Origin of the sequence: Streptomyces sp. SID1328 (genome assembly GCF_009865595.1) — a bacterium.
GTDB classification, from domain to species: Bacteria; Actinomycetota; Actinomycetes; order Streptomycetales; family Streptomycetaceae; genus Streptomyces; species Streptomyces griseoluteus.
This window is the reverse complement of record NZ_WWKH01000239.1, coordinates 1-10,922: the sequence shown is the minus strand read 5'-3', so window position 1 is coordinate 10,922 and position 10,922 is coordinate 1. Positions and strand designations below refer to the sequence as shown.

General features: G+C 72.4%; 9 protein-coding genes. 6 read left to right on the top strand and 3 right to left on the bottom strand.

Features of this window, described 5'->3' with window-relative positions; all coding sequences use genetic code 11:
• A partial coding sequence (locus GT030_RS06955) for a nitrate- and nitrite sensing domain-containing protein (protein ID WP_346009580.1) occupies positions 1-2,374 on the bottom strand: 2,374 nt, incomplete at its 3' end.
• 381 nt (positions 2,375-2,755) lie between these two features.
• Here GT030_RS06955 and GT030_RS06950 point away from each other — a divergent pair.
• Positions 2,756-3,544 carry a protein phosphatase 2C domain-containing protein gene (locus GT030_RS06950; RefSeq protein ID WP_161200318.1) on the top strand — a complete coding sequence of 263 codons (789 nt, stop codon included), beginning with the start codon at positions 2,756-2,758 and terminating at the stop codon, positions 3,542-3,544.
• Between the two features lie 19 nt (positions 3,545-3,563).
• Here the strand turns inward: GT030_RS06950 and GT030_RS06945 are convergent, their stop codons facing one another.
• Complete coding sequence (locus GT030_RS06945) at positions 3,564-4,055, bottom strand: MarR family transcriptional regulator (protein ID WP_161200317.1); 492 nt, start codon at positions 4,053-4,055, stop codon at positions 3,564-3,566.
• A gap of 227 nt (positions 4,056-4,282) precedes the next feature.
• Here GT030_RS06945 and GT030_RS06940 point away from each other — a divergent pair, with 227 nt between their 5' ends.
• The gene (locus GT030_RS06940) at positions 4,283-5,110 is read left to right on the top strand and encodes a lysozyme (RefSeq protein WP_161200316.1); all 828 of its coding nucleotides are present in this window, start codon (positions 4,283-4,285) and stop codon (positions 5,108-5,110) included.
• Between the two features lie 64 nt (positions 5,111-5,174).
• Here the strand turns inward: GT030_RS06940 and lon are convergent, their stop codons facing one another.
• Complete coding sequence (gene lon, locus GT030_RS06935) at positions 5,175-7,604, bottom strand: endopeptidase La (RefSeq protein ID WP_161200315.1); 2,430 nt, start codon at positions 7,602-7,604, stop codon at positions 5,175-5,177.
• A 126-nt stretch (positions 7,605-7,730) separates the two neighbouring features.
• On the opposite strand from lon, the gene GT030_RS06930 reads away from it, so the two are divergent.
• The 4 genes from GT030_RS06930 to GT030_RS06915 all read left to right on the top strand — a co-directional run.
• Positions 7,731-8,417 carry a spermidine synthase gene (locus GT030_RS06930; protein WP_161200314.1) on the top strand — a complete coding sequence of 229 codons (687 nt, stop codon included), beginning with the start codon at positions 7,731-7,733 and terminating at the stop codon, positions 8,415-8,417.
• Positions 8,418-8,525: 108 nt separating this feature from the next.
• On the top strand, positions 8,526-9,266 hold the full coding sequence (locus GT030_RS06925; protein WP_030816749.1) for a response regulator transcription factor: 741 nt from the start codon (positions 8,526-8,528) through the stop codon (positions 9,264-9,266).
• Complete coding sequence (locus GT030_RS06920; protein ID WP_161200313.1) at positions 9,263-10,375, top strand: ATP-binding protein; 1,113 nt, start codon at positions 9,263-9,265, stop codon at positions 10,373-10,375. Before GT030_RS06925 ends, GT030_RS06920 begins: the two co-directional genes overlap by 4 nt.
• 314 nt (positions 10,376-10,689) lie before the next feature.
• Positions 10,690-10,922: hypothetical protein (locus GT030_RS06915; protein ID WP_161200312.1), on the top strand; the 233-nt coding region annotated here is incomplete at its 3' end.

Below are 10,922 nucleotides of genomic sequence, written 5' to 3'. Positions count from 1 at the left end.
GCGGGAGCAGCAGTTCCATCGTGGTCTCGGGGGCCGCCTCCGGCGGCGCGGCGGGCGCCGGCTCGGGCGGCAGTTCGCGGGTGGCCTGGCGCGGGATCACCGGGTCACCGGCGTCGGCCTTCTCGGCGCTCTCGCTGTCGGCCACGGCCTTCTCGGCGAGGGCGACGAGCGGGTCGGTGCCCTTGGGGCGGCCGCGCAGCACGTTGGAGTTGGCCTCGGCGTCGGCGCCGGGCAGGGAGAAGCTCTGCGTGGCGTCGGTACGGGTGGCGTGGTGCGGGACCGCGGCGGCCGGGGTCTTTGCGAGCAGCGACTGCGGCAGCACCACCACGGCGGCGACACCGCCCTGCTTCTGCTCGCGCAGCTGGACGCGGATGCCGTGCCGGTGGGCGAGCCGGGCGACGACGTACAGGCCGAGGCCGAGGCCGTCCTCGCCCTCCTGCTCGTACGGCGACTCGGGGTCGAAGTCGGCGAGGCGGCCGTTGAGCCGCTCCATCCGGTCGGCGGCCATGCCGATGCCCTCGTCCTGCACCGAGAGCATGACCTCGCCGGACTCCAGCAGCCAGGCGGAGACCTCCACGGGCAGGTCGGGCGGGGAGAACGAGCTGGCGTTCTCCATCAGTTCGGCCAGCAGGTGGGAGAGGTCGTCGGCGGCGAAGCCGGCCACATGGGCGTGCGGGGGCAGCGCGGCGATCCGGACGCGCTCGTACCGCTCGATCTCGCTGACGGCCGCGCGGACCACGTCGACCAGCGGGACCGGTCCGTGCGCGGGCTGGATGTGCTCGGTGCCGGAGAGGACCAGGAGGTTCTCGCTGTGGCGCCGCATCACCGTGGCGAAGTGGTCCAGCTTGAACAGGGTGGCCAGGCGCTCCGGGTCCTGCTCGCGCTCCTCCAGCCCCTCGATGACGGAGAGCTGGCGCTCGACCAGGCCGAGGGTGCGCAGCGCGAGGTTGACGAAGGTGCCGCCGATGCTCTCCCGCAGCCGCTCCAGCTGGGCGCTGGAGTCGCTGAGTTCGGCGCGCAGCTCCTCGCGGGCGTCGGCCATCTTCTGGCGCTGGCCGACCAGGTGCTTGCGGTCGGCCTCCAGGGTGGCGACCCGCTCGTGCAGGGCGACGGCGTGCGCGTGCAGGGCGTTCACCGAGCGGACGACCTGGGCGAACTCGTCGTTGCGCCCGGTGAAGGCGATCGGCTCCTGTCCGGCCGGGTCCTCGGCGCCGGCCAGGCGGGCCGAGCCCCGGCGCAGCACGGAGAGCGGGCGGGTCAGGGTGCGGGCCATGGCGGTGGCGACACCGACGGCGACCAGCATCAGGGCGCCGAGCACCGCGACGCGGATCTCCAGCCCGGTGACGTCGTCGTCCCGCAGGGCGGCGAGGCTCTGCCCCTGGCGCTCGTAGAGGGCGGACTCGGCGCCGCGCATCAGGTCGACGCGGGCGGAGAGCGCTGCGTCCAGCTTCTTGGCGCTGACGGCGAGCTGCCGGTCGCCGAAGGTGGGCTGGGCGGTGAGGAAGTCCAGGTACTTGTCGGCGGAGTTGACCTCGGGGCCGGTGACCGTGGAGTCGTAGGAGGTGACGGCGGCCCCGGTCGCGGTCTCGCGGAAGGTGGCGAGGCCGGCGTCGGCGCGCAGCCGGGCCCGCTGGGCGGCGGTGGTGAGCGCGTCGCGGCGGGCGGTGTCGGCCTCGGAGCTGCCGTTGGTGGTGACGGGCAGGCCGGTGACCGGGCTGATCGAGGTGCTCGGCGTGGAGGGCACGCTCAGCGCGGCCAGCAGCAGGCCGCGCGCGGCGGCGGACTGCTGGACGGCGGTGTCCAGACCGGCGAGCGCGTAGGCGCCGGAGCCCGCGCGCGGCGGCGTGCGGTCGGCCAGTTCCTCGGCGAGCCGGTGCAGCTCGGTGATGGTGGCCGAGTACGCCTGGTGGGTGCGCAGCGCGTCGGTCTTGCCGGTCAGGGCGGCGCGGCGGACGGTGGCGATGCCGTCCAGCGCGGTACGCAGCCGCGACGGCAGGTCGGTGTCCGCGCGCAGGTCCTCGACCTGGCGGTCCACGCGGGTGCCGCGCTGCTCGGAGGGCGCCTTGTCCCGGGGGCGTCCGGCGGCCACGTAGGAGGTGACCTCGTCGCGCTCGTCGGCCAGCGAGTGGGCGAGCGCGAGGGCGTCCTGCGTCTCGTCCGCCAGCGTCACCAGCTTCTGGGACTCATGGAGGTCGCCGGAGGCGGTGAGCAGGGCCGGGGCGCCTGCCGCGGCTATGGCGGCGGCCACCACGGCCACGGCGACGATCAGCCGGTTGCGCACATGGGTGGGGCGTCCAGCGCCCACGGGATTCTGCTCGGCGGTCCCCTGGGGGGCCGTCTGCCTGCCTGCGCGCCGAGGCCGCTTCTTCTGCACCGGTGCTCGCAATCCTGAACTCGTCTACGGAAGGGCCGGGCGGCGCCCCGTCGTCTCGGTGCCAAGTGGTGCGTACACCCGGTTCATGGTTCCCGACCCTCCCAGCGCCGGTGGGCAGTGGCCGCGCATCACCTGACCCGCCACCCGAAGGAGTGAACATCGGAGGAGAGTTGGCGGGCAAGTCGCGGCGGCGCGCCGGACACCCTTGCGCGGCGGGCCGGTTGGACGCGCGGGGCAGGCTTTGGCAATATTCGCCGCCACGCATTCCCGGACCGTGCCAATTGCCGCCAATTCCGGCGTCCGAGCCGGGCGGGCGCACCGATCCGGCTACGTTCTCCGGCCGTTGACCCCGCTCGTGAAGGGTTCGTGCAGACTGGCGGGGTGCGTACTGATCTCGTCTCGGAACCCGGCACCGCCGGCCGGCCCAACGAGGACTTCGCGGGGGTCGGACTACCCGCCTGCGGACAGGGCGGTTGCGTGATCTTGCTGGACGGGGTGACACCGCCCCCCTACGCGCCGGGCTGCTCGCACCCGGTGCCCTGGTTCACCGCCCGGCTGGGCGGCGCGCTGACCGAACTGACCGTTTCCCACCGAGATCTGACGCTGGCGGAGATTCTCGGCCGGGCGATCACCCAAACGTCCAAGGCCCATCTGACCAGCTGTGACCTTTCTCACCCGCGTACGCCCCAGGCGACGGTGGTGCTGGTCCGCTGGTCGACGGAGACGGTCGAGTACCTGGTGCTGTCGGACTCCGTGCTGCTGCTGCGCGCCCCCGACGGCACGGTGACCCCGGTGCTGGACGAGCGGCTGGCCCGGCTGCCGCGCGGGGCGCTGGCCGGCGCGGAACGGGTGGACGCCGAGCTGCGCAACAAGGAGGGCGGCTTCTTCACGGCCGCCGCCGACCCCGAGGTGGCCCGGTACGCGGTCACCGGCTCGGTACCGCGCGCCGGGGTGCGCTCGCTGGTCGCGCTGACCGACGGCGCGGCCCGCTGGACGGAGAAGTTCCACGAGGGCGACTGGACCGCCCTGTTCGACCTGGTCGCCAAGGAGGGCACCCGTGCCCTGGTGGACCGGGTGCGGGAGCTGGAGCTCGCGGACCGCGAGGAGCGGGCGTTCCTCGGCCGCGGCAAGACGCACGACGACGCGACGGCCGTCCACGTGGAGCTGTGAGGGTTCGCCCGGCTCTCGGCTACTTCTCCGCGATGCCGTTCAGTTGATGCAGCAGCCGGGCCAGTTCGGCGACCTCGCGGCGGTCCCAGTGGGCGAGCTGGCTGACGTAGCGCGCGCGGCGGGCCTCGCGGACCTGGCCCACCCGGCCCCGGCCCTCGCCGGTGAGGGTGACCAGCCAGGCGCGGCCGTCGGCCGGATCGGGCTCGCGCGCGATCAGGCCGAGGTCCTCCAGGGCGCGCAACTGACGGGACATGGTGGCCTTGCCGACGCCGATGTAGGCGGCCAGCTCGGTGGCCCGCTGGCCGCCCTGCTCGTCGAGCCGGATCAGCAGCCCGTACGCGGCCGGTTCCAGGTCGGGGTGGACCTCGCGGGCCATCTCCCCCTGGTTGGCGCGCGCCCGGCGCAGCAGCACGGTCAGTTCACGCTCCAGCGCCAGGAATTCCTGGTCGACACAGCGCGGCGCCACGGGTGCGGTGCCCTCGCCCGTGCCGTTGTTCCCGTCCTCGTGCACCTCAGTACCCCTGCCCGGTTTCGCCGTCTGAAATTTTCTGCCGGACCCCGTCATCGCCGCAGCTCCGTCAGTATTTCGCAGGCGTAGACCAACGGCGGCCTCCGGACCCCCTTCCCACCCCCGCATCTACGTGCGTAGCTTCTGGGACGGGCCCCTCGCGGCGGCCCGGCGCAACAGGCTCGTCGGTCATTTCCGGTCCCCCACTTTCACCCCCGAAAGGCCACGCCATGCCCGTGCACAGACCCGGCCCCGCCCGCCCGCGCACGTCCGCCGTCCTGGTCACGGCCCTGCTCGGCGCGCTCAGCCTCGTCCTCGGTGTCCTCTTCGCCGCTCCCGCCCAGGCCGCGCCCCACCGCGGCGACGCCTACCTCGGCATGGGCGTCCTCTCCCACGACGGCCGCTCCGGCGTCCCGGCCGGCACCAGGGCCGCCCAGACCGAGGGCGTCGACGTCTCCGGCCACCAGGGCAACGTCGACTGGACCACGCTGTGGAACAGCGGAGTCCGCTGGGCCTACACGAAGGCCACGGAAGGCACCTACTACACCAACCCGTACTTCGCCCAGCAGTACAACGGCTCGTACAACGTGGGCATGATCCGGGGCGCGTACCACTTCGCCACCCCGGACACCACGAGCGGCGCGGTGCAGGCGAACTACTTCGTGGACCACGGCGGCGGCTGGTCGCGGGACGGGCGGACGCTGCCCGGTGTGCTGGACATCGAGTGGAACCCGTACGGCGACGCCTGCTACGGCATGGCCGGGGCCGCGATGACCAACTGGATCGCGGACTTCCTGGGCACCTACCGGGCGCGCACCGGCCGGGACGCGGTGATCTACACGGCGACGAGCTGGTGGACCCAGTGCACGGGCGACACCGCCGCCTTCGGCGCGGTCAACCCGCTGTGGATCGCCCGCTACGCCACCGCGCCGGGCACGCTGCCGGCGGGCTGGGACTTCCAGACGATGTGGCAGTACACCTCCTCCGGCCCGACGGTCGGTGACCACGACCGGTTCAACGGCGCCCTGGACCGGGTGCAGGCGCTGGCCAACGGCTGAGCCTCCCGCGTACGCGAAAGGCCCGAGCCCCCTCGGAAAAAGGGGACTCGGGCCTTCGCCACGCTCAGGCCGCGACCGGCGCCTCCGCCATGGTGGCGGCGGGCGTGAGGGCCAGCTCCAGCACCTGGCGGACATCGGTCACCGCGTGCACGTCGAGCTTCTCCAGCACCTCGGCCGGGACATCGTCCAGGTCGGCCTCGTTGCGCTTGGGGATGATCACGGTGGTCACCCCAGCGCGGTGCGCGGCGAGCAGCTTCTGCTTCACCCCGCCGATCGGCAGCACCCGCCCGGTCAGCGAGACCTCACCGGTCATCGCCACGTCCGTGCGGACCAGCCGGCCGGAGAGCAGGGAGGCCAGCGCGGTGGTCATGGTGACGCCCGCGCTCGGCCCGTCCTTGGGGACCGCGCCCGCCGGGAAGTGGATGTGCACACCCCGGTCCTTCAGGTCGGCCACCGGCAGCTCCAGCTCGGCGCCGTGGCTGCGCAGGAAGCTCAGCGCGATCTGCGCCGACTCCTTCATCACGTCACCGAGCTGCCCGGTCAGGGTCAGCCCCGCCGCCCCCGTCTCCGGGTCGGCGAGCGACGCCTCGACGTACAGCACGTCGCCGCCGGCGCCGGTGACCGCGAGCCCGGTCGCCACACCGGGTACGGCGGTACGGCGCTCGGCCGGGTCCTGCGCGGACTCGGGCACGTGGTGCGGACGGCCCACCAGACCGCGCAGGTCCTCCTCACGGACGGTGAAGGGCAGTTCCCGCTCGCCCAGTTCGTGCTGGGCCGCGACCTTGCGCAGCAGCCGCGCCACGGTCCGCTCCAGGGTGCGCACGCCCGCCTCGCGGGTGTACTCCCCGGCGAGCTTGCGCAGCGCGCCCTCCTCCAGCGTGACCTCGTCGACGGTGAGACCGGCCCGCTCCAGCTGGCGCGGGAGCAGGTGGTCGCGGGCGATGACGACCTTCTCGTCCTCGGTGTAGCCGTCGAGCCGGACGATCTCCATCCGGTCGGCCAGCGCCTCCGGGATCGCCTCCAGCACGTTGGCGGTGGCGAGGAAGACCACGTCGGACAGGTCGAGCTCGACCTCCAGGTAGTGGTCCCGGAAGGTGTGGTTCTGCGCCGGGTCCAGCACTTCGAGCAGGGCGGCCGCCGGGTCGCCCCGGAAGTCCGAGCCGACCTTGTCGATCTCGTCGAGCAGCACGACCGGGTTCATCGACCCGGCCTCCTTGACCGCGCGGACGATACGGCCGGGCAGCGCGCCGACGTAGGTGCGCCGGTGGCCCCGGATCTCCGCCTCGTCCCGGACACCGCCGAGCGCGACCCGGACGAACTTGCGCCCCATCGCGTGCGCGACGGACTCGCCCAGGCTGGTCTTGCCGACGCCGGGCGGCCCGACCAGTGCCAGCACGGCACCGCCGCGCCGTCCGCCGATCACACCGAGGCCGCGCTCACCGCGCCGCTTGCGCACCGCGAGGTACTCGGTGATGCGCGCCTTCACGTCGTCCAGACCGGCGTGCTCGGCGTCCAGGATCTCCTTGGCGCCCTGGATGTCGTACGCGTCCTCGGTCCGCTCGTTCCACGGCATCTCCAGGACGGTGTCCAGCCAGGTGCGGATCCAGGAGCCCTCGGGCGACTGGTCGGAGGAGCGCTCCAGCTTCTCCACTTCCTTGAGCGCGGCCTCGCGGACGCGCTCGGGCAGGTCTGCGGCCTCCACGCGGGCCCGGTAGTCGTCGGACTCCTCGGCCGCGTCCGGGCCGTCGCCGTTCAGCTCGCGCAGCTCCTTGCGGACCGCTTCGAGCTGGCGGCGCAGCAGGAACTCGCGCTGCTGCTTGTCGACGCCCTCCTGGACGTCCTTGGCGATGGTCTCCGCCACGTCCTGCTCGGCGAGGTGGTCGCGGAGCTGCTGGGCGGCGAGCCTCAGGCGGGCCACCGGGTCGGTGGTCTCCAGCAGCCCGGTCTTCTGGTCGGTGGTGAGGAACGGCGAGTAACCGGAGTTGTCGGCGAGCGCGGAGACGTCGTCGATGGCCTGGACCCGGTCCACGACCTGCCAGGCCCCGCGCTTGCGCAGCCAGGTGGTGGCCAGCGCCTTGTACTCCTTGACCAGGTCGGTCACCTGGCCGGGCAGCGGCTCGGGCACGGTCTCCTCGACCCGGGCGCCCTCGACCCACAGCGCGGCGCCGGGACCGGTGGTGCCCGCGCCGATGCGCACCCGGTGGCGGCCCTTGACCAGGGCGCCGGGGTCGCCGTCGGCGAGTCTGCCGACCTGCTCGACGGTGCCGAGCACGCCGGTCTTGGCGTAGGTGCCGTCGATGCGCGGGACCAGCAGCACCTTGGGCTTGCCGGACTCCGCGCGGGCGGCGGCCTGGGCGGCCTCCACGGCGGCCCGGATCTCGGCGTCGCTCAGATCCAGCGGCACGACCATGCCGGGCAGCACGACCTCGCCGTCGAGCGGCAGCACAGGCAGAACCAGCGTGAACTCCATGGACTCACCCGACTCAGCAGCCATGATCTCCCCTTCGGCAGTCAACTTGAGTAACACTGACTCAATGCTCCTGAGCGGTCCAATGTTCCCCGAACATCGTTCGCTCTGGGCGAACGATGACTCGCCGGGCGGGCGGGGCAGGATGGCGGCATGACTGCCACGCACGACGGCGCCGCGGACACGGTGGTCCTGGACCGGCGCGAGGGACCGTACGGGGAGGTGGCGCTGCGCCGCAGCGGGGCGCTGCTCCAGATCATCGCCAACGGGTGCTTCCTGATGGACACCTCCGACGGCCGCTCGGAGCGGCTGCTGGTGGACGCGGCGCGGGACGCGCTGGACGACCGCCCGGCGCCGGCAGTGCTGATCGGCGGACTCGGCGTCGGCTTCTCGCTGGCACAGGCGGCCGCCGATCCCCGGTGGGGACGCATCACCGTCATCGAGCGCGAGCCCGCCGTCATCGACTGGCACCGCACCGGCCCGCTGGCCGAGATCTCCGCCGACGCGCTGGCCGATCCGCGCACGCGCGTCGTGGAGGCGGATCTCGTGCGTTTCGTCAATGAGACATCCGACACGTTCGACGCGGTATGCCTCGACATCGACAACGGGCCCGGCTGGACCGTCACGGAGGGCAACGAAGGGCTCTACACGCCGCGCGGACTCGCCGCGTGCGCAAGGGTGTTGAGGCCCGGCGGGGTCCTGGCGACGTGGTCCGCGCAACCCTCTCCGGAATTTGAAGGAACCTTGCGGAATGCCGGGTTCCGACAGGTGCGTACCGAAGAGGTCCCCGTTGCCCGTGGCGTTCCCGACGTGGTCCATCTCGCCGTCCGACCTGGATAGCGACGGCCCGGCGTGTCCCCGTAATGTGCAGCGTGACGCGGATCATTCAAGCGTCAATCGCAGTCATGGGATCACCCCACGGATTCCGGAAAGCAACAGGGGCGGGCGATGGAGCAGACACACACCTCCCAGACCGGTGCGGCGACGACGTCACAGGGCGCGCAGCGCCGGGTACTGGTCGTCGAGGACGACCCCACGATCGTCGATGCCATCGCGGCCCGGCTCCGCGCCGAGGGATTCCTCGTGCAGACCGCCGGTGACGGTCCGTCGGCGGTCGACACGGCCGAGGCATGGCAGCCCGACCTGCTGATCCTCGACATCATGCTGCCCGGCTTCGACGGCCTGGAGGTCTGCCGCCGTGTGCAGGCGTCCCGTCCGGTGCCGGTCATGATGCTCACCGCGCGCGACGACGAGACCGACATGCTGGTGGGCCTCGGGGTCGGCGCCGACGACTACATGACCAAGCCGTTCTCCATGCGGGAGCTGGCCGCGCGGGTGCACGTCCTGCTGCGCCGCATGGAGCGCGCCGCGCTGGCCGCGACCACGCCCCGCTCCGGGATACTCCGCCTCGGCGAGCTGGAGATCGACCACGCCCAGCGCCGGGTGCGGGTGAAGTCGGACGACGTGCACCTCACGCCCACCGAGTTCGACCTGCTGGTGTGCCTGGCCAACACCCCGCGCGCGGTGCTCTCCCGTGAGCAGCTGCTCGCCGAGGTCTGGGACTGGGCGGACGCCTCCGGCACCCGGACCGTGGACAGCCACATCAAGGCCCTGCGCCGGAAGATCGGCGCCGAACGCATCCGCACGGTGCACGGGGTCGGTTACGCGCTGGAGACGCCGACCCCGTGAGCCGCGGACGGGAAACGGGGCGCCGGCGCTCCGGGGACGAACCCTGGGGCGGCGTACGCCCGTTCTCGATCAAGACCAAGCTGGGCGCGCTGGTCGTCATCTCGGTGCTGATCACCACCGGTCTCTCCATGATCGCGGTGCACACCAAGACCGAGCTGCGCTTCATCACGGTCTTCTCGATGATCGCCACGCTGCTGATCACCCAGTTCGTGGCCCACTCGCTCACCGCGCCGCTGGACGAGATGAACGCGGTGGCCCACTCCATCTCGCACGGCGACTACACCCGCCGGGTGAGTGAGGGCCGCCGCGACGAACTGGGCGACCTCGCCGTCACGATCAACGTCATGGCGGACGAGCTGGAGGCGCAGGACCTCCAGCGCAAGGAGCTGGTGGCGAACGTCTCGCACGAGCTGCGCACCCCCATCGCGGGCCTGCGCGCGGTGCTGGAGAACATCGTCGACGGCGTCACCGAGGCCGACCCGGAGACCATGCGCACCGCGCTGCGCCAGACCGACCGGCTCGGCCGGCTGGTGGAGACCCTGCTCGACCTCTCCCGCCTGGACAACGGCGTGGTCCCGCTGAAGGCCCGCCGCTTCGAGGTGTGGCCGTACCTCTCCGGGGTGCTCAAGGAGGCCAACATGGTCGCCTCGGCGCGCGCCGGCATCGCCTCCGGCTCCGGCAGCCACACCCGTACCGACGTGCATCTGCACCTGGACGTGTCCCCGCCGGAGCTGACCGCGCACGCCGATCCCGAGCGCATCCACCAGGTGGTGGCGAACCTCATAGACAACGCGGTCAAGCACAGCCCGCCGCACGGCCGGGTCACCGTGAAGGCCCGGCGCGGCGCACGTCCGGAGTCGCTGGAGCTGGAGGTGCTGGACGAGGGCCCGGGCATCCCCCGCTCGGAGTGGCACCGCGTGTTCGAGCGGTTCAACCGGGGCGCGGTCACCCGCCCGCACGGTCCGGGCAGCGACGGCGGCACCGGCCTGGGACTGGCCATTGCCCGCTGGGCGGTCGATCTGCACGGCGGCCGGATCGGTGTGGCCGAATCCGAGCGCGGCTGCCGGATCATCGTCACCCTTCCGGGAGCCGTTCCGGCGTCGAGTTGACGCTCCGGGCCCCCATGGGGTTCAGTCGGATGATCAAGATCACATACGTTCCGCCAGTCGGACACGTGTGATCAGGCACGGGCCGGCGCGATGCGCGGAGCGAGGACGCTCAAGGCCCCGATTCCGCGTGCCCGCGACTCCCCACCCGTATCCGGAACCCCGCTTGTTTCCCGCCATTTCGCGGCCCGAAACGCGGTTCGCGATGTGACTTGCACGACGATGAACGGGCCCGACCTGACCTTCCCCCTCCGGGAGGCGTAGCCTTTATTCCCGCTGTCCATCACCTTGTGAAGCGGAAGAGGGCGGTTACCGCCGTGTCGCCACAGTCCCCCAGTAACTCGAACGTCTCCACCGACGACCAAGCCGGGAAGAACGCCGCCGCGGCGTTCGGACCGAACGAGTGGCTCGTCGACGAGATCTATCAGCAGTACCTCCAGGACCCGAATTCGGTAGACCGTGCCTGGTGGGACTTCTTCGCCGATTACAAGCCGGGGGCGCCCGCCGCCTCGGCTCCGGCGGGTACCGCGGCCGCGGGGGCCGCGGGCAC